This is a genomic window from Methanosarcina mangrovi (assembly GCF_052057765.1).
In the GTDB taxonomy this organism is placed as follows: Archaea; Halobacteriota; Methanosarcinia; order Methanosarcinales; family Methanosarcinaceae; genus Methanosarcina.
Window position 1 is genome coordinate 66,483 of the sequence record NZ_CP195120.1, and the last position, 18,997, is coordinate 85,479.

General features: G+C 44.5%; 20 protein-coding genes. 7 read left to right on the forward strand and 13 right to left on the reverse strand.

Translation table 11 applies throughout. The features are described from left to right. Positions 1 to 21: 21 nt before the first annotated feature. Positions 22 to 1,128 carry an outer membrane lipoprotein-sorting protein gene (locus ACSAZL_RS00265; protein WP_440946767.1) on the reverse strand — a complete coding sequence of 369 codons (1,107 nt, stop codon included), beginning with the start codon at positions 1,126 to 1,128 and terminating at the stop codon, positions 22 to 24. Positions 1,129 to 1,683: 555 nt separating this feature from the next. Beyond that, entirely contained in the window at positions 1,684 to 1,953 is a 270-nt protein-coding gene (locus ACSAZL_RS00270; protein WP_440946768.1) for a hypothetical protein, read from the reverse strand. 137 nt (positions 1,954 to 2,090) lie between these two features. Between ACSAZL_RS00270 and ACSAZL_RS00275 the strand changes: the two genes are divergently transcribed. The 4 genes from ACSAZL_RS00275 to ACSAZL_RS00290 all read left to right on the forward strand — a co-directional run bounded on the left by ACSAZL_RS00275 (position 2,091) and on the right by ACSAZL_RS00290 (position 6,944). Next, positions 2,091 to 4,139 carry a M3 family oligoendopeptidase gene (locus ACSAZL_RS00275; protein ID WP_440946769.1) on the forward strand — a complete coding sequence of 683 codons (2,049 nt, stop codon included), beginning with the start codon at positions 2,091 to 2,093 and terminating at the stop codon, positions 4,137 to 4,139. Between the two features lie 241 nt (positions 4,140 to 4,380). Further along, a complete protein-coding gene (locus ACSAZL_RS00280; RefSeq protein WP_440946770.1) occupies positions 4,381 to 4,851 on the forward strand; it encodes a methylated-DNA--[protein]-cysteine S-methyltransferase in 471 nt (156 codons plus the stop codon). Positions 4,852 to 5,110: 259 nt separating this feature from the next. Continuing rightward, on the forward strand, positions 5,111 to 5,911 hold the full coding sequence (locus ACSAZL_RS00285) for an ABC transporter ATP-binding protein (protein ID WP_440946771.1): 801 nt from the start codon (positions 5,111 to 5,113) through the stop codon (positions 5,909 to 5,911). After that, positions 5,901 to 6,944, forward strand: coding sequence for an ABC transporter permease (locus ACSAZL_RS00290; protein WP_440946772.1), 1,044 nt, complete (start codon positions 5,901 to 5,903; stop codon positions 6,942 to 6,944). The genes ACSAZL_RS00285 and ACSAZL_RS00290 overlap by 11 nt, the downstream gene beginning before the upstream one ends. A 156-nt stretch (positions 6,945 to 7,100) precedes the next feature. Here ACSAZL_RS00290 and ACSAZL_RS00295 read toward each other — a convergent pair whose 3' ends face one another. Further along, a complete protein-coding gene (locus tag ACSAZL_RS00295; RefSeq protein WP_440946773.1) occupies positions 7,101 to 7,286 on the reverse strand; it encodes a hypothetical protein in 186 nt (61 codons plus the stop codon). Positions 7,287 to 7,364: 78 nt separating this feature from the next. On the opposite strand from ACSAZL_RS00295, the gene ACSAZL_RS00300 reads away from it, so the two are divergent. Next, positions 7,365 to 8,108, forward strand: a complete 744-nt coding sequence (locus tag ACSAZL_RS00300) for an epoxyqueuosine reductase (RefSeq protein ID WP_440946774.1) — start codon at positions 7,365 to 7,367, stop codon at positions 8,106 to 8,108. A gap of 104 nt (positions 8,109 to 8,212) precedes the next feature. Here ACSAZL_RS00300 and ACSAZL_RS00305 read toward each other — a convergent pair whose 3' ends face one another. Then, positions 8,213 to 8,734 carry a DUF1616 domain-containing protein gene (locus ACSAZL_RS00305; RefSeq protein ID WP_440946775.1) on the reverse strand — a complete coding sequence of 174 codons (522 nt, stop codon included), beginning with the start codon at positions 8,732 to 8,734 and terminating at the stop codon, positions 8,213 to 8,215. A gap of 112 nt (positions 8,735 to 8,846) precedes the next feature. Here ACSAZL_RS00305 and ACSAZL_RS00310 point away from each other — a divergent pair, with 112 nt between their 5' ends. Both ACSAZL_RS00310 and ACSAZL_RS00315 read left to right on the forward strand, forming a co-directional pair. Continuing rightward, entirely contained in the window at positions 8,847 to 9,635 is a 789-nt protein-coding gene (locus ACSAZL_RS00310) for an SAM hydrolase/SAM-dependent halogenase family protein (RefSeq protein ID WP_440946776.1), read from the forward strand. A 181-nt stretch (positions 9,636 to 9,816) separates the two neighbouring features. Next, positions 9,817 to 11,331, forward strand: a complete 1,515-nt coding sequence (locus tag ACSAZL_RS00315; protein WP_440946777.1) for a HEAT repeat domain-containing protein — start codon at positions 9,817 to 9,819, stop codon at positions 11,329 to 11,331. 360 nt (positions 11,332 to 11,691) lie between these two features. Here the strand turns inward: ACSAZL_RS00315 and ACSAZL_RS00320 are convergent, their stop codons facing one another. The 9 genes from ACSAZL_RS00320 to ftsZ all read right to left on the reverse strand — a co-directional run bounded on the left by ACSAZL_RS00320 (position 11,692) and on the right by ftsZ (position 18,878). Next, complete coding sequence (locus ACSAZL_RS00320) at positions 11,692 to 11,883, reverse strand: YHS domain-containing protein (protein ID WP_440946778.1); 192 nt, start codon at positions 11,881 to 11,883, stop codon at positions 11,692 to 11,694. 574 nt (positions 11,884 to 12,457) lie between these two features. Further along, complete coding sequence (locus tag ACSAZL_RS00325) at positions 12,458 to 13,450, reverse strand: radical SAM/SPASM domain-containing protein (RefSeq protein ID WP_440946779.1); 993 nt, start codon at positions 13,448 to 13,450, stop codon at positions 12,458 to 12,460. 324 nt (positions 13,451 to 13,774) lie between these two features. Further along, the gene (gene rpl12p, locus ACSAZL_RS00330; protein ID WP_440946780.1) at positions 13,775 to 14,089 is read right to left on the reverse strand and encodes a 50S ribosomal protein P1; all 315 of its coding nucleotides are present in this window, start codon (positions 14,087 to 14,089) and stop codon (positions 13,775 to 13,777) included. Positions 14,090 to 14,132: 43 nt separating this feature from the next. Then, positions 14,133 to 15,179 (reverse strand): 50S ribosomal protein L10, encoded by a 1,047-nt coding sequence (locus ACSAZL_RS00335; RefSeq protein WP_440946781.1) that lies wholly within the window; start codon positions 15,177 to 15,179, stop codon positions 14,133 to 14,135. After that, positions 15,180 to 15,821: a 50S ribosomal protein L1 gene (locus tag ACSAZL_RS00340; RefSeq protein ID WP_440946782.1), complete on the reverse strand. Its 642-nt coding sequence runs from the start codon at positions 15,819 to 15,821 to the stop codon at positions 15,180 to 15,182. It abuts the gene before it with no gap. A 232-nt stretch (positions 15,822 to 16,053) separates the two neighbouring features. After that, on the reverse strand, positions 16,054 to 16,539 hold the full coding sequence (locus ACSAZL_RS00345; RefSeq protein ID WP_440946783.1) for a 50S ribosomal protein L11: 486 nt from the start codon (positions 16,537 to 16,539) through the stop codon (positions 16,054 to 16,056). 113 nt (positions 16,540 to 16,652) lie between these two features. After that, positions 16,653 to 17,111 carry a transcription elongation factor Spt5 gene (locus ACSAZL_RS00350; RefSeq protein WP_048065945.1) on the reverse strand — a complete coding sequence of 153 codons (459 nt, stop codon included), beginning with the start codon at positions 17,109 to 17,111 and terminating at the stop codon, positions 16,653 to 16,655. After that, positions 17,108 to 17,323, reverse strand: a complete 216-nt coding sequence (locus ACSAZL_RS00355; RefSeq protein WP_048129861.1) for a protein translocase SEC61 complex subunit gamma — start codon at positions 17,321 to 17,323, stop codon at positions 17,108 to 17,110. Before ACSAZL_RS00355 ends, ACSAZL_RS00350 begins: the two co-directional genes overlap by 4 nt. Positions 17,324 to 17,753: 430 nt before the next feature. Continuing rightward, on the reverse strand, positions 17,754 to 18,878 hold the full coding sequence (gene ftsZ / locus ACSAZL_RS00360; protein WP_440946784.1) for a cell division protein FtsZ: 1,125 nt from the start codon (positions 18,876 to 18,878) through the stop codon (positions 17,754 to 17,756). Positions 18,879 to 18,997 lie beyond the last annotated feature (119 nt).

The window sequence follows — 18,997 nt, forward strand, 5'->3', positions numbered from 1 at the left end:
AACTGCTATTAAACGGGTTTTTCAGGTATTCTCCCGTACGGACTCCGCAATTCTCAGCATTTCATCTTGCTCCAGGGAAGAGGTAAGGCTCAGGTTAATATCCCCTATCTCCCATCTCAGGATCTTCATGTCCCCGAAGGCAAAGTACTTCCCTTCTTTCCCTTGAATGTCAACGTCTTCTGCAGAGTCCATGATTGCAGCATCCGGGGCCTGGCCTTCATATACGGTTTCTGAAAGGTAAATGGTATCTCCCTCCTCGTTTTCGTATGTTAGGGAAACCGTCTCGAATGCCTCCCCTTCGGGGGCTATCCAGCTGTTGTTGGAGACCATCGAATAGTTGAAGGCATACCCTTCTGGGAGGTATTCCGGAACCAGAATTTCAAATCCTGCAGCTTCTCTAGCTTCTTCAAGGGTCATTTCTTCTGGAAGTTCGAACGCGTCGAGGTCCACGGTCTTTACGGTTGCCCCTTCCGGCACCTCGAATACAAACTCGGAGTCCGGGATCCCTGTATTAATTTCCAGGTCGCGGATCTCGAGCTCTATCACCAGGTCTCCATCGCTGTCATACATTTCATACCTGAGAGGCATCCAGGTTTCTTTGTCCACCCAGATTCTCATCCCGTCTGCAAGCTTGAATCCTTCTTCCTCCCCTTTCGGGCTGGTCTCAAGCAGGTATGTGGGCCTTCCGTCTATTTCCTTCACACCAAGCAGGGAAACATCCGTTTCGTTCAGGAATTCGTCAATAACTTCGGCGTAATCCATCTCCCCCAATATCGGAGTATCCGGCATTTCCATTTTAATGACCGTATTTGTTTTCGGGTCATAGGTCCACATAAATTCTCCATCCGAAACCACAGTGGTGCCTGCTTCTTCTTCAGGTTCTATTGAAATGGTTTTTGATTTGTTCGGTTTCTTTTGCAGGACCTGGATCTCGCTTTCCTGTGTCTGATTCCCAATGTATGAGGTAATTTGCATCGTATAGGAATAATCCTGAATACTGGCTTCTTTTTCCTGCATCTGTTCTGCGATTTCTTCCGCACTGAGTTCCTCGGTACATCCCGATATAAAAAGGACCGGAACCAGCAGGACCAGTAATGTAAGTGCTGTAAGTGTTTTCCTGTTTGTCATTTTTTCACCGCTCTATTTCCCGGATTTTTTCCGAATTCTCCGGTTTCTATCGTTACACTTTCAGGGATCTGAATTCTCTTTCCGGGATGTTATCTCCAAATAATAAATTTAAATGTACAAAAAGTTCAAATGAAACGAGTTCAAGTGTATTGTACATGAGTAATCTTCGATAGGGCTCTCCTTTGCCGTATATGTTCCATGATTAAGTTTCATTTTTTCTGCGAAGTCCCGGAGGAGTCCGATTCATTCCCTTTTCCTCTCGAAATATCCTCATTCTCCTTCTTGTTCTTACAGACCTGCATTCAATGTTTTGTTAAAACTTCCACCTGACGGAAGGAATATAAGTAAACATCTAAATGTTGACTACTTATATCTTTCTCTTCCCTGAATTTTTTTGGAGCTTCTTTAAGAACTTTTTTAGTATATTGGGAGAATTCTGGAGTTTTCTCAGGAATTGTTCGATGATCTGGCCATAAAAGATATATGTAATGGTTAAAATTCCTTCAAATAAGAGTATTGATTATCTATTATAATAATAAATCTTATATCAGGATGTTAAATAATAGAATCTGGAAATTGAATGAAAGCTTGATACGAAGACAGAAACCAATTCAAAAAAACATTGAAGGCCTGTTTCTTTCGGAAGACTCCCGAAAACTGGCGCAAAATCTCTCCAATGACTAGGTCCCAAAATCCTTCGTAGAAAAATTCCTCCAGCCTGTCCTGTTTACCTTTTTGAGCTTCTTTTTTCTTTCTGATATTTTTTCCCTTATTTCCCAACGGTGTGTTCTGGCATCCAAACTCTGTTTTTTTTAAATTTTTCAATCATTCAAAATCGGCAGTTTTTTATGATGTATCTTAAATCTCTATCTGACTTTTATCCTGTTTCCTGGAACGTTGGGACCTGTTTTTCCCGGAAACGGGATTGAGCCTGCTCATATACAAATCGAGGTTGAGGTTTTATGAATAGGGAAGTTTTTACATGGGTTGCGGTTTTATGGATACCTTTGCTATTTTTTGTTTCTCCGGGATACGGGGCTTTGGTTGAAGCCGAGGTAGCGCTTTCCTCTCAAAGTGCGGCAGGGGGACATGAATTTGAAGAACTTAATCCCGATGAGGTTACAACGGAATGGAATGATACGTATTTATTCAGCGGCAGGGAAGATGCCTTAAAAGAACTTGAATCTTTAAAAAAGAGATCCGAAGAAATAAACGAAACCTTCCGTCCGGAATTTGAAAATCTGACGGGACCCGTTTTACTGGATTACATTGAGACTGAAAAGGAGTTTTCTAAATCTTTCGCAATTCTGTATATTTATGCATATACTCAGCTCAGTAAAAATGTGAATGATCAATCCTTTGCGGCTCTTCTTGCCGATTCTCAGGATCTTATTACTGCATATTCGAAAGCCAACTCATTTACAACCGTAAAGTTGACCTCTCTCAGTAAAGAGGAGTGGGATAGACTCTTTTCTGAAGAACCCGGGCTTGAGGTATACAGACCTTATCTTGAAGCCAGATATATGAGATTTGCAGGACACAGGGTAATGAGTGAGTCCCAGGCTGCGTACCTTGCCGATCTCGAGAATCAGCGCATGAAACTGGAGACAGAGGCGCTTTCGGAAATTACGAACAATGTCACAATGGCAGGAAATATAACACTTGAAAACGGAGAGGAATTTCAGGTTAATTCTCAGTCCTATTTTACCCTACTTACAAAAGATCCTGTTCGGGAAAACAGAAAAAAATGTTATGAGAAGAGGTTCTACCATCTGAAAAATGAATCCGATTCCATGGCATCTATCTATTCAGAAAAAACCCGGCTTGACGATATTGCTGCAAGGGAACTGAACTACACAGATTTCTATGAATACGCTCTCTGCAGTGCCTATCTCAACAGTACTCAGATTGATGAGATGAATACTGTTTTCAAAGAAAGAAAAGGTGTGTTTGAAGATTATAACGAGTTCAGGAAAAACAAACTCGGAGTTGAAAAGCTCAGACCGTACGACCTGATGCTGCAGCTTGCAGATCAATCTGACAAAAACTATACTTATATCGAATCTTTGCAGGAGATCCAGAAATCCTATTCCAGAATGGACCCTATTTTCAATGAGATCTTTTTAGAGACAGTAACTGGCAATTTTATAGATGTATATCCTGACCCTGAGCATGGAAAACAACCAGGTGGTTACTGTTTTGAACTTTGTGCCGTGAAATCTCCGGCTCTGATCTTCCTCAATTACAATGGTCTTATAAGAGATCAGAAAACCATCACTCATGAACTGGGTCATGGAATTTATTCTTACCTGATGGGCAACTCTGTGGATTATCTCTACTGCTCGTATCAGATATACGAAGCGGAGGTTCCTTCAACTTTCAATGAAGAACTCTTTGTTGATCAAGTGGTAGAAAATTCTGATAGAGACACCGCAATTATGGTACTCTCTGACCAGATAGTGGATTACCAGAATTACTTTACCAGGCAGCCCATGATTACGGAGTTCGAATATAAAGCGCACCAGTTATGTGCCGAAAACGGAACAGTTAGCGGAGATGACCTCAATGCTATCTGGACAAACGTATCTAAAGAATACAGGAGTGACTCGGTTGAATATTACCTCGAAGAGTCCGGTGAAGATTCTGCAGAATGGGCCTATATCAACCATATTTACTTTACAAACAACTACTATACGTTCAATTATGCAGTTTCAAAGGCAATATCCCTCGCTCTTTTTAAACAGTATAAGGAGGATCCGGAAACCTTTAACAAAAACTACATTGCGTACCTCTCGGCAGGTTCTACAATCCCTCCTGAAGAAAAGCTCAAAAAGTACTTCGGGATCGAAATCAACAGGCAGTTATTTGAGGACGCCATGGACGTCGTTGAGCTGAGGATCCGGCAGCTTGAGGAACTGGACAGCGAAGAAAACCAACCTAAATGCGAGTCTGCTACACAAAGCCTGAATATTTACTCAGGGTCTTTCTGGGTTATGCCGTTGCTGAAGTGATTAACTGGAAGGCTCAATGAACTGAAAAATTAGGAACTTTTGAGGGCTTTCAGAATATCTAATTGCCCTCTGCCTCCTCTTTTTTCTTTTTCGCTTATTTTGCATCCGTGAATAGCTTTTTTTTACTCTCTGTAATACTCCATGCTCTTACAGCTCGTGCCGCCTGCCTGTTGAAGGAATATTGAATAACGATTTCTACCATAAGCGATAAAGATGTCTGTAACCGGCAGGAGATACAAAAATGTATTACCATATAGTTGAATCCCCAATAGGTCCCCTACTCCTTGCAGGAGACGAAGAAGGGTTGAAATATGTAAACTTCATGAAAGGCAAAAAGAAAATCGAAGTTCCGGATAGCTGGATAGAAAATGAGGAGTTTTTCAGGGAAATTTCCGGACAGCTTGAAGCTTATTTTGCAGGGCAGCTCAAATCTTTTGATATAAAGCTGGTTCCCGAAGGCACGAAATTCCAGAAATCCGTATGGAAAGCTTTATGCGAAATTCCCTATGGAGAGACCAGGACTTACGGGGAGATTGCAAAAAACATTGGAAACCCGAAGGCTTCCCGGGCTGTGGGGCTTGCAAATAACCGGAATCCGATTGCAATAATCGTGCCCTGTCACAGGGTCATCGGGGCAAATGGGAAACTTACCGGCTATGCAAGCGGGCTGGATATAAAAGAGTTTTTATTAAAACTTGAAGGCGTTTGTTGAGAAATGACTTATTTTTAATATTACAAAATAATACCAGAAAGAAACAAATTAATATCAACAACAAAAATGATTAAGGGATTTTTACTAACTGATTTCCCTAATGATTAGTTGACGCAGAACGAGGATATGTATCCAATTCTATAAGGCAGCCGGCTAATACTATGCGACTACCGGCTAATGCTATGAAACGGTCGGTGATACCCTGGACAAAGCTATAGTTATTGAAAATTTGTCTAAAAAATATGGCAGCTTCGAGGCTGTGAAAAACATCTCGTTCAGTGTCAAAAAAGGGACAATATTCGGACTTCTGGGCCCGAACGGGGCGGGAAAATCCACTACCATTAAGGTCCTCACCTGTCAGTCTCCTCCCACTTCAGGTGTTGCATACATCGGGGGATTCAACACCGCGGTAGATGCAGCAGAGATAAAAACGAGAATAGGCGTTGTTTTTGAGTCCCAGAACCTTTATGAAGAGCTGTCCGTCTTTGAAAACCTTAATTTTTTTCGTCAATTATACGGCGCCCCAACGGAAAAAATTACTGAGGTGCTGGGAGTTGTGGGCATGAAAGAGAATCAGAAAGACAAAATAAAGACTCTTTCAAAAGGGATGAAGCAGAAGATAATGATTGCCAGGGCCTTAATCAACGATCCGGATATTTTGTTTCTGGATGAGCCCGGAAGCGGATTGGACCCGCATTCGGCAAGGGAAATCAGGCAAATGATTCTGGAGCTTAAAGGCCGGGGAAAAACAATCCTCATAACAACACATAACATGGAGGAAGCAGACTTTTTATGCGACTGTCTGGCTATTATACATAAAGGCTCCATAATAGCTATGGATACGCCCGGAAACCTGAAAAAGAAGTATGGGGAAGATGTTCTCAGGATCGAGACCGTAACGGGGGATATTTACGAATCACCGCTGAATACGAAAGCCAGTAGCGACATGTTCAAAAAACTCTCGGATGATAGTCAAATATTTCTTGTGCATTCAAAAGAGGCTACTATCGAAGACGTTTTTATAAAACTAACCGGGGAGAGGTTGACTGATGAATCTTAATGTTATTCTGGCTATTTTCAGAAAGGACTTAATATCCTCGGTTAAAAGTAAAAACATATTGATAATATTACTAACTCCGATCTTTTTGTCAATCATTTTTAACTCTACGGTCTCCATGACTGATAACATCGTAGTCCCCATTGCCGTGTATGATGGAGGTTCCAGCACCGATTTTGTTGAGTATCTCAGCTCTACAGGCAGCTATGACATAATCATTACAGGTTCTGCCGATAAATCCGAAGAATTGCTTTACACTGAAAAAGTTGCAGCTATTGTGTTTGTTCCGGAAGGCTTCAGCGCTGATATTGAAAATGGGGTCACTCCTTCTTTGAATATCACAGTCAATCCTTATGATGCAAAATCAGCTGTATTTTTGCAAACTTACAAAGACATAATCATGGACTTTGCAGGACAGGAGTATCCGGTGCATGTTTCTTTAAATACGCTCCCATCGGACTTGCAGTCCCGGTTTAGCATCCCGATATGGGTTATGTTTACTGTAATATTTGTTGGAATGATGGTTTTGCCCAATACGCTGACTATCGAGAAAGAGAAAAAAACCCTTGATGCAATACTTGTATCCCCGGCTTCAGTAAAAGATGTGATTTACGGCAAGTCCTTTTTTGGGTTATTCCTGACAATATTCATATCTCTGGTTATAATTTTTATTAATGGGGTTTTCGTCGGTAACTTCCCGGCAGTCCTGTTTTTCATAGTCCTTGGTTCTACAGCGTTCACAGGCCTCGGGCTTCTGATTGCCAGCTATGCCGATAATTATTCTTCGGCTTCTCTTCTTTCCACTATTTGCATGGCGCCTCTGATTTTACCGGCCTTGCTGGCCGATTTATCCAGAGAAATGAGGTATGCTTCGTATCTCGTACCGAGCACCTATGTGCTTAACGGCATAAAAGATGCTATGTTTAATGATTCTGGAATCTCTGATCTGTATCCTGAGCTCGGAGTTCTTTTTATATTTAATCTGGTAGTGTACGCGCTGGCATCTCATGCTCTCAAAAAGAAGAGGCATATATAATTTTCAGTCAGGTTTTGTAGAAAGTTTTTTGTAGCGCCTGCTTGAAATGCCGGCTTTGTCAGCTTTTTTAATTTATATAATCTTTAAAAGAAAAGAGTCGTTATCATTGTAGAAAACTTGAAGAAAACAATTTGAAATAAGAAAATCACAAAGCTTCTATCTCAGTTCTCTGGAAAGCCTGTTTAGTTCTCTTTGAATGCTGTCAATTTTTTCCAATTGCTCTTTTTGAATGCTGTCAATTTTCCTCAATTTATATACCATTTTCAAAAACAGCAATGGTATTATAAGATAAAATATTACCACAAGAGTGACCATTATTACTTCAGTAACTCCTACTATCATTCCAAATCCTCTCACTTTACTATGATTTTAATTCTATTTATTACTTTGTAAAAATGTTAATCTCAAGGAGAAACCAGTATGGAGCTCAAAAACAAGATTGAGAGCATTATTAAAACAGCGGCCTCAAATCCGGGTACCGAAACCCAGTATCGTGAACCTCTTGTCGGCTATGCTTCAGCTGACGACCCGATATTCGATGAAATGAAAGAAATCATAGGTCCTCACCACCTGCACCCGAAAGAAATTTTCCCGGGGGCAAAAACCGTGGTGTCCTTTTTCCTGCCTTTTGAAAAAGAACTTGTAAAACTGAACTGGCGGTCTCCTGACCCGATAAAGGAATGGATTCTGGCAAAAAGCGAAACTGACCGTCTGATAGGGGAAATCAATGAAAAACTGAAGACTGAGCTGGCAGGGGAGGGTATAGAGGCAGTTGCTCCCGGAATTGTTTTTGATTATAAGAGTAAAGGCTTTGACGTTACCTGGTCCCACAAGAGCGCCGCTTATGCCGCGGGCCTGGGCACTTTCGGGGTTCACCACATGCTTATCACGAAAGCCGGGTGTGCGGGCCGTTTCGGGACTCTTCTGATCTCTGCCGAAATCCCTCCCACTCCACGTCCGACAGAAGAGTTCTGCCGCTACAAAAAAGGAGAAAAATGCCTTGTCTGTGTGGACAGGTGCCCGGCCGGAGCTCTCAGTGTAAGAGGGCTTGATAAAGAAAAATGCTACAGGCAGCTTAAGGAAAATGCCAGGGCTTTTCCCGAACTTAATCAGTTTGCCTGTGGGAAATGTGCAACCGGACCCTGCGCGTTGAAATCTCGCTGAAGCAGGGTAACTTTTCCATTTTTCATATATCGACTTCGCGATTTAATTACTTCGGCTTTTTTGAGAAAGACGGGGGGTTCAGTTCTAAATCTCAGCTCAGTTATTTATATTGCCGTTAACGGAGTTGAAATATTTTCCGAGAGATTCTGCGATACATTTATCCATAGATGAAGGTCTCTATAAGGCAGGCAGATATCCCCTTCAATTACTTCTTTTTCGTCCTCGTTGCAGAGAGAAAATCCAAGCATCATATTCGTTCCCTCAAAGGGAGGGATTATGGTAACTGCTTTTTCCCAGGTCTCGTTGTCCTCGAGACTTATATGCTGCTGATAGGGGAGTAAAGGTAGAGGCGTGTCTTCGAGCCTGATTTCCATTGTATAATTCACGGGCTTCTGTTCGTGGTTTGTAATCCTCACTATTACAGTACCACTCTCCCCGAGTACGTATTCTGTGGGATAGTTCTCAGCCGTACCTTCAGGCCCGAGGATATAGAATTCGGTAAAAGGTTCCTGTGTGGACTTCGCCATCATTTCGGCATTCTTTTTTTCCTCGCATCCGGATACAAGAAGGGCCAGACTTATGAGCATCAGTATGAATAATATTTTTGTATGTTTCAATTTCTCCATGCTTCTTCTATTTTCTTCTATATTTTTCAATGTTGGGCTGTATCTCCCAACATTTTAATATTCTTTTCCAATTTGACATACTCTGAAATAGCAAAAAAGCCGAATAATATTCATGTCCGTAATTTCTCTGACCACTGATTTTGGAGACCTGTATCCTGCAGCCATGAAAGCCGTGATTCTTGGAATTAATCCCGAAGTACAGGTAGTTGATATAACTCATTCTATCCGGCAGGCCGGAATCAGGGAAGGTGCTTTTGCTCTCTATTCCCTTGTTCCGTATTTCCCGGCTAAAAGCGTGCATGTGGGAGTTGTCGATCCCGGTGTCGGAACTTCTCGCAGGGCTCTTGCCGTAAAAGCCGGTAGTAAGGGAGAAGAACAATTTTTCGTGGGTCCTGATAACGGGCTCCTGATCCCTGCGGCCCGCAGGCTTGGGGATATGGAAGTGTACGAGATCACAAATAAGGAATTGATGCTTAAATCAGGAATTTCCGCGACCTTTCACGGCAGGGATATTTTCGCACCCGTAGGAGCAAGGCTCTCAAAAAGTATGCCTATCGAGCTTGTAGGGCATAGAATCTCGGATTTTGTAGACCTTGATTTCGGAAATTTCGGAGTTGACGGGCCATTTCTTATAGGAGAAGTCGTTTTTGCGGACAGTTTCGGAAACGTGATTACGAATATCCCGGAAGAGGCGGTCCTGAAATTCTGTACTTTTGGTTCGAAGGTCGAGGTAAACGGCCGAAAAGTTTCTTTTGTTCGGACCTACGGCTTTGCCGGGCAGGAAAAGGCACTTGTACTCATAGGTAGCCATGGCTTTCTGGAAATTGCGGTAAACCGGGGAAGCGCTGAGTCGCAGTTCGGGCTGAAAGGTGGAGACCAGGTAGCGATTAAAGTTCTATAACCGGCAGTCTTACTGGTAGTCTTACTGGTAGTCTTACTGGTAGTCTTACTGGTAGTCTTACTGGTAGTCTTACTGGCAGTCTTATAACTGGCAGTGTTATTATTATTCGGACTTAATTATCCGAATTTATCAGGCGGACGAATATTTTATATAACAATTTGAATACAAGTTGCCTGTTCATATGAAGTTCGCTGATGTCAAAACATACAAACTGGAATTATTTTTCTTTTCTATCCTGGTTGTTCTGAGCTATGCTCTTTTTTCCGGAAATGATGCCGGGACCGGAACCGAAAGTATGAATAACTACTTCTGGGTGCCCTCTACGGTGATGCAGTCTATAGCTGCAGTCTATGCCGTGTTTATCGCAATTTTTGCGCTGTCCCTTCAGAGGAACCTTGACAGCATACATTCGATTGCAAACCGGCTAAAGCCTCCTCTGAAAATCGTTTCTTACACGGCTGTCGGGAGCATATATCTCAACGGGCTGATGCTGATCATTTTCAGTCTGCATTCTCCCTCGGAATTGAAGATAGAGCTCATGCTTTTTACTTCTCTGCTTTCGTTAGTAGCTTCCCTCATCGCCATCGTTTATCTGTCTATGGAGATGTTAAGTGATGTTTCCGGGCTGAAAACCTCCTCCGAGAAATTTACCTACCTTTCGAACCTTCTCCGGGAGCTTGAGGGTTGGAGCTCTTCAGGGCAAATGGAGCTCAGCTCTGGAGATGTGGAGCTCTGCATCCAGGGCCTTGATGACGAAAAACCTGAGGTCAGGATAGCTGCAGCCCAGCTTCTCGGCTGGCTGGGAGATGAACAGGCAGTAGATGCCCTCCTGCGAAAACTGGCCGACAAAAATCCACGGGTCAGGGAAACTGCAGTTGAAGCTCTCGGCCGGGTAGGGGACGAAAATATTGTAGCTGAACTTATCGGATGCCTGGAGGACAAAAATAAGGGGCTCAGGCTGCAGGCAGTCCGCGCCCTTTCCAGACTTGGAGATGAAAGGGCAATCGATCCTCTCGTCAAAAAGTTGGAGGACAAAGCCCAAGAAGTCCAGGCCGCTGCAGCCGAAGCTCTCGGAAACCTGAGAAGCCGGGATTCTGTGGATGCCCTTCTCAAAAAACTGGAGGAAACTCAGATAGAAAGCGCTCCCACAGAACTTCAAATGCAGGTCCTGACCGCTCTTGGGAAAATCGGGGATGAAAAAGCCCTGGCCGCCATCCTCTCCAGATTGGACTCTCCCTACCCGGACATCCGAAAGAATGCCGCTGAAGCCCTTGGAAACCTGAGGGATGAAAAGGCGGTTCCTCATCTGGTCAAAAAACTGGCTGATATCAGCCCTGAGGTCAGAAACGCTTCCGCATATGCCCTTGGAAACCTTGGGGACAAGCAGGCGGTTTTTCCTCTCCTCGGGATGCTTGAAGAGCCCGACCCGGAACTCAGGATCACTGCCGTATACGCGCTCGGAAACCTCCGAGCTCCGCAGGCGATAAGCCCGCTTATCAATATGCTTGACGACGACAACCCCTGGGTAAGAAAATGTGCCGCCGAAGCCCTCGGAAAAATAGGGGATATAAAAGCAACAGATCCCCTTGTTAAAAATCTGGATGACCCTGACTCGAATGTAAGGTGGGCTGCAGCCGAAGCTTTGAGAATGCTGGATAAACGGAACTTAAGGAAAGAGCCCGATGGGAATCTCTGAACCGGAAAAAATGTTTTTAAAGCCCTCCATTATGCCTGGAAGAAAATTTTCCTGAATTTTTCATTTGCGAGACTTATTTCAGACTTCAGGGCAGCCTGAAACTGGTAATTGCTTCGGGATTTCCTATCTTCCGGGCTTTCCGACTATGAATTTTTTCCACATTTTTTCCATGCAAACTTATGTACATTCCCAGGGATTCTTCCGAGAGGAAAGCGATATGCGGTGTAAGTACAATGTTTCCCAGTTCTATCAGCGGATTATCCGCTGGAGAGGCTCTTTTTCAAAAGCTTCCAGCTTGATTCTATGAATTTCTTTCTAAGGGCCTCTCCCGGCAGGAATATCGGATCTGAAACCACTATCTCATTTCTGTTGTGCTTCCTGACTACGGAAGCTAAGGTACTTTTCCGGATCATCCTGAAATCTTTTCATGCAGTCATACGAGCAGAAATAATAAGTCCTGCCCCTGTAATCACTTTTGTATTCTACATCCCTTTCAACAACGTCCATATCGCATACGGGATCTTTTCGTGTCCCGGATCCTTTCATCTGCATAATTTTCCTCCTCCAATTTTCAAAGTACCAACTTTTACTCTGATTACGATTACGGGTTCAGTTTGCAAATCGGGAAATTGTGGCAGGGAGGAAGAAGGTTATAACTAGTATACAATGGTGGAAATGAAGATTTTTTTTCATTTAATAACTGCGAAGCTATCTTTCGCAGGCTTTTAAAAATCGAAGGTTGTCGATAACTTCCCATTCTCCCAGAACTGCACTTCCCCCGATAAATGCAGTAAAAACCCAAATAATTGATTATTTTTATAATATTTAGCAATTCTTATACAACTCTTTTTTATTCAGTTGCTTAGGTTCTTTCTGTTTTTTCCCATCCGCTAATTTTCTCAGTTAGTGTTCGTGGCAGTTTTAAGGTCTTACCTATGTATTTCCGAAAACAGCGAACTCTTTAAGATCTCTTCGGTAACGATTACCGCCCACAATCTTTGCTATTATTTTTAGTCAGTCCTCTTGAGGGAGCGAAGCGAGCGAAAAGGACACCGTGCTGTTGCGATTACATCGCAACTCCCAGAAAATCTCCGATTTTCTGTGATCCCGAAGCGGAACTCGATTTTCACATCCACTCGTAATGCATCAAAACTTCCGGGTTAAACCCCTGCATCAAGCTGTTTTCCGTATACCCGAAAAAGAGGCATCCTTTGCAATTCTGCACTATTTCTTCCCGCCGGGATACAGAATCTTTCCACACCTTCTCAAACCCGTCCTTCATGACATTTCCGAGCGGTTCGTGCTGCACCCGGCAGGTCTCGGCTGTGCCGTCGTGGGTTACGTTGATGATTACGCTGCTTGCCCGGCATTTGTAGTCCATGTTTCCCTCCCTGACCATGCCGAGGTAGGTCTTTGAGTTGATGATAGGGTAGCCTTCTTTTTTAAGCTCGATTATCCTGTCAACGACCCTGCGGAATTTTTCTTTGTCACGGATTCCGATCTCGTTCCAGATCTCCTCGTCGATGCCCGTAAATTCGTGGACAGGTTCGAATGAAATTTTTACGCCCAGCTTTTTCGCAAGCAAAATAAGAGTTTCAATGTCATCCAGGTTTTTTCCTGTGAGGACGCAGTTCATCAGGATCGGGTTTTTCTGTTTCTGGAGTTTTCTGACCTCGATAGCTTTTTTCAGGCCTTTTAGCAGGGTTGCAAAGTCCATCCGCCGGATTTCCTTGTAGCTCTCAACTCCGTCCACGGAAACCGACAGGAAGTCCACGTCCTCAAGCTCTTCTACCCTTTCGTCGAGCAGCTTTCCGTTCGTGACCATGGAGGTGACAAGCCCGAGGTCTTTTGCGTGGGCCATTATCAGAGGCAGATCTTTTCTGAGAAGGGGTTCGGTCGTCCAGGCGTTATATACGCCGATCCCGAATTTTTTTGCATCATCGAGTAGCCTGAATATGTCTTCTCTTGAGGGTTCTTTTCCGGTTTCTTTCCAGTATTCGCAGAACTTGCAGCGCATATTGCAGTTAGCATTTACGCCGTGAGAAAGGACAAAGGGGCGCTTCTTGATTCTTATCTGCCAGAGGGCTTTTGAAGCAAAGACGGGGTCAAATCGGGACATGGCAATCGCATTTTGTTTTTTACAAACAGGGCTCTGACTCTTTTAGTCAGGACTTATCCGTTCTATCATGAGCTTTTTTATTATATCTTTTTTGTAAGAGGGCCCTGATTGCATTGGAGATAAGAGGATAAGTGGTTTTCAGATACAGAAGAAAACAACCTTTAAAGTTTCAGATACAGAAGAAAATAATCTCTAAAATTAGAAATGAAAATTCAGGTTTTCAAATAGATCTTTTAATAGTTACTTAAAATTATTATTAAGTTTCTATATCCAAAAAAAAGACAGCCCGCCCTGAGGCGAACTGCACGTATAGTTTGTATGTATTTATCCGAAAAGGGCGCCGAGGCCGGCCATTCCGTCTTCTTCGGAGGTGTCTTCTTCTTCCTCTTCGGGTTCTTCGGCAGGAGCTTCTGCTTCTGCGGCTGCTGCTGCTGCGGGTGCTGCTGCTGCGGCAGGGGCTGCGAATGCTGCCTTTGCGATCGCGTCTTCGATGTCCACGCCTTCGAGGGCTGCGACAAGGGCTTTTGCCCTGGCTTCGTTCACTTCGATACCGGCTGCCTGAAGAACGGCAGTGATTGCTTCTTCGGTAATTGCTTTACCAGCGTTGTGCAATAAGAGAGCTGCATATATGTATTCCATTGTTAATCACCTAACTTTGTATTAGCGTAAATTGTAAATCTGTTTATCCGAAAAGGGCACCGAGGCCGGCCATTCCGTCTTCTTCGGCATGGTCCTCTTCTTCCTCTTCAGGTTCTTCTTCCTTCTTTTCTTCTTCTGCTGCTGCAGGAGTTGCTGCTGCGGCTGCTGCGGCTGCGCTTGCGGCTGCCCCAAGAACTTCTCTCAGGTCATCATCAACGGCATTTGCGTCCTTGTCTGCGGCTTCGGATGCAACAGATGTCATCTGGACATGGGCTTTTGCCAGCAGGGCATCCATGACACCAGGTTCAAGGATAACAGCATTGACACCAAGGTTCTTTGATTCTGCGTAGGCTTTTGCCAGCAGGGTGCCGATTGTTGCGCCTGTCGGGTATGCGGTGTTGACCGAGAGGTTGAAAGCATTCTGAGCTGCCCTGATAATGTCAGAGAAGTACTTGCTTTCGTCAACTGCAAGGATTTCCGGCTCGTAAATTGTCCCGTCATCATAGACAGCTCTAAGGTCAAGCCCTATAATGAGTGGGTATATTTCCAGCTTTGCAAGCATGGTAGCGAGCTTCTGCGGGACTGCCTCGCCTGCTTTACAGACAACCTTAGTTTCCTTTATTGCTACCTTTCCGGCTTCTATTGAGGCTGGAATCCCTGCGCTTTGGAATTCACCCAGAATCGGGCCAGGCGGGAAACTGGTGGGCCCCTTCTGGACCATTATGTCCGCAGGAGCTATTGCGCCTCCCCTGATAGGAGAAGGTGTTTTTGTCTGCTCGAGAAGTTTGTAAAGCTTGAAGGGACTTTCATTGGTAAATACCAGAGCAGTCTGCTTGTCCAGATATTTGTTCATATCGGGAATTGTTTCCCCGAGCTGGTTTAAAGCACGCTCTGTGAGGGTGTTCCTGGAGACTTTGAGCACCGCAACGTCCTTAAGGTCCCGGCGGATCTTCTGGATCTTGGTTGCGAGGATGCCTTCGATCCCGACCATCCCGAAAACTTTGTGGGACTGGATGAGCTCCTTTATGTTTTCGATTTCATCCTTTTTCCACTGCGGGATGTGCTCGGTGTGATGCCTTTCTTCTGCCATTTACACCACCCTCTCTGATTTTCCCATGGTTGTCGTGACATAGACCGTTCTGAGGTTGTGCTTTCCCTTGTCAAGGACACGCTCAAGCCTGGCCATAATAGTTTCAATATTCTCGGCAAGGTCTTCAGGGTTCATGTCCCTTCTGCCGACAGCCACGTGGAAGGTAAGTCTGTCTTTTGACCTGAGCTTGACTGCATTTTGTTTGCTCTGGATCAGTTCACCGACGTCCTTGTTCGGCATGAGCGGGATTGGCATCTTGCCTCTGGGTCCCAGCACAATACCAAGGTTCTTACCGATGATCGGCATGAACTGAGTCTCTGCAATAAAAAGGTCACATTCGTTTGCAAGAACTCTGGCTTTGTTCTTATCAGCTGCCAGCTCTTCAAGCTCAACGTCAGAAATAACATACGCAGCACCGGCAGCCTTTGCCTTCAGGCCAACGTCACCTTTTGCAAAAACGCCGATCTTCAGCTCTTTTCCGAGCCCGTGCGGAAGAATTACTTCTTCATCGACTCTGTTCTTTGGTTGGTTCATGTCAAGGTTCTTTAAGTTAATCGCCAGATCCACGCTTTCCGAGAAATTGCGCTTTGGCGACTCCTCAACGACTTTCTTGACAGCTTCCAGTATAGTCTTTTCTACCATCTTGTTCCTCCCCGTAGTGTTTGAACTTAATGTCCAGACAGCCTTTCCGGCTTACTACGGTGGTCGTAGGGGCTCCCCTCCGGGGTCTGTTGCTTCTAACAGTAAGCCACCAATAACTTGAGCTATTCCAGTAGAACACTGTTCAAGGCTCTTGTGCTATTAGTGGTATCCAATTTAAAACTATTGGTGTGTAAACAGATCCCGGATTGAAAGGAACGGGAGAAGAAGGCTTTTACCACTCCTCGCCGGCAAGCAAATCGTCAAATTTGCCTTCGTCGAGTGCCTTCTGGCATTCCTTAGCCTTCATTCCCTCTATGTTCACGCCCATCGGGACACAGGTGCCCATTACCTCTTTCATTGTAGCTTTGAGGTCATAAGAAAGCACATCTTCCTTTTTCATACGGGCGATTCTTGCAACCTGCGGGATCGTGAGGTTTCCAACAACCTCGCTTCCTGCATTTCCTGACCCTTTCTGGATCCCCAGCTCTTTCATGACCAGAGATGCAGTAGGAGGGGTACCTACTTCGATCTCGACATTTTTCTTGTCGTCAACAATTACTTTCACAGGGACCTGCATTCCATTGTAGTCCCTTGTTTTTTCGTTGATCTTTTCGACCACTTCTTTTATGTTGACCCCGAGCGGACCAAGTGCCGGACCTAACGGTGGTCCGGGATTCGCTTTGCCTCCGGGGACAAGTGCTTCAACAATACTTGTCATCTGAGTCTCACCGGTTTTAATAAGTGTAAGTTTTGCAGATTTGTTTCAATCCACTCTGAGTACTGGTGATTTTTGTTTATTAATAAGCTGGAATTTACCCATTGATTTCTGGCTTATTCGTTCTCTTTTTTGAGTATCCTTACGGTATCGCCACGGATCGTAATGGGGATCGGAACCACAGCATCGAAGAGTTCCACCGTAATTTCCTCATGCCCTTCGTCAACCCTTTTAACCCTGGCTTTTTCTCCCTTAAAGGGTCCAGAGGTGACCTCAATTATAGCCCCTTCCTTTATGCCGGTCACTATTGGCTTGGGTTTAAGGAAGTGTTCGATTTCAGCGATTGAAGAACTCCCCTTTACAAGGGCTCTTGCGTGTGGAATTGTCTGAATTGCCAGCTCCACGATTCCGGATTTGGGGGCCTCGACAAGGACGTATCCTTTAAGCTCGTCTGGAGCCAGGATTGCCCTTATGTCCAGTTTCTCCTTCTTTGCGATCCTGGCAAGGGCCATTGCAACTGACCTTTCCTGGTTTGCCGTGGTTTTGATTACGAATATCTGGGAATCCTCACTCATTGGGCCACCCACTGGGGCAACATTGTCAGCAGTACGTAAATAATAAATCCAATTGCTCCCACAGCCAGGATGCCGGCACCTGCAACTTTGGCAATGGTCAAGAACTCTTCCCTGGACGGTTTTTTCGTAAGTTTCAGGACCCTCAGGTGTGCTCGGATTGCCTGACCAACGCTTTTTGTGGTTATATTCGGTTCAAATGTGGATTCTACCAATTAATTCACATCCAGGTTTATTATATACATCTTTATTTTTATCTGGAGTTTTGCGCGCGGCTCTTCCTTTGTATGCTGTATCTCCGAAATTTGCTTCTCGATCGCAGAATATCGGATTCACTGCTCAGGAAGGACGGGCGGATTATATTATTAATTCCTATTATATGAAGATATCACTGGCACGGTCTTTAACACATCCAAAAATTTAGACGCAGGATTCTTGCTCGCATAAAAACCTTAATCGTGTCAGTAAAAGTTTTTCATTTTTGGTGCCGAATTGTATCGGCATCATACTGCATTTACCATAAAAATAGTTTTCGATTGGATTTATATTCCTACGTTCCTTCTTTTTCCTTTAAGAAGAGGAAAACAGTATTTTTCTCCAACCGAACGTTTTTGCCCATTTTTTACTGTTTCATTCCTTATTTGATCACTCTACGAAGTCAATTCCGTACTTATATGTAATGTTCTTGTCGCTTCCGTGGCCGTAAATTTGGGCAGAGGTAACTCCTGTGACCACGATCATGGTACGTACGGTCTGTTCGAGTTCAGGGTCAATCTGGGCTCCCCAGATCAGGCGGGCATTGCTGTCTATGCGGCTGTAGACTTCCTGTACCACACACTCGGCTTCCGAAATGGTCATGTCAGGGCCTCCGACCACATTAACAAGTGCAGAGGTCGCACCGGAAATGTCCACGTCAAGGAGCGGGCTGCGCAGAGCTTTCTGGACGGATTCGACAGCTTTGTTCTCACCATCGGATTCTCCAAGCCCTATCATAGCAACGCCTCCATTTTGCATGACAGTTCTTATATCGGCAAAGTCAAGGTTGACAAGTCCGGGCTTTGTAATCAGTTCGGTTATGCCCTTTACAGCTCTCATAAGAACTTCGTCCGAGACTTTAAAGGCAGCCTGAAGCGGAAGCCTTGGGACAACTTCAATCAGCTTGTCATTGGGAACAACGATAACAGTGTCAGCAACATCTCTCAGACGTTCGAGCCCGGCTTCGGCGTTTGTCCTCCTTACGTGCCCTTCCACACTAAACGGAAGGGTTACGACTGCAATCGTAAGGGCTCCTGCATCCCTGGCTGCCTCGGCAACTATGGGGGCAGATCCGGTTCCGGTTCCTCCTCCAAGGCCTGCGGTGATAAAGACCATATCCGAGCCCTGGACGATCTTGTTAATTTCATCGATACTCTCGATTGCAGCATCTTCTCCTATCTGGGGGAGGCTACCGGCTCCAAGTCCCCGGGTTTTCTTTTTCCCGATGAGAATTTTTTTGCCGGAGCGTATATGAAGAAGGTGCTGGGCATCAGTGTTCAGAGCAACAAGGTCTGCTCCCTGGATACCTTCGCCCATCATACGCTGGATGCTGTTCGAACCGCCGCCTCCGCAACCTACTACTTTGATAGTTGTTTTAAGGCTCCGCAGTATTTCTTCAAGTTCAGCATCCACTTCTAAGTTTTCATTAGAGTAATCTGAGTTTGAGTACTCTCCCTGCCCGGCACGTCCTTCCAGGGCAGATCGAGCAAGGGCTTCTTCCACAATGGATCTCATGCTACTGTTTTCCTCCATTCTGCTGGGGTGATCATTTAACGGATTGTATTGGAAATAATTACTGTAACAAGGAACAAATTATTTTAATCATCACATATACAGTTACCAATTTAATAGTT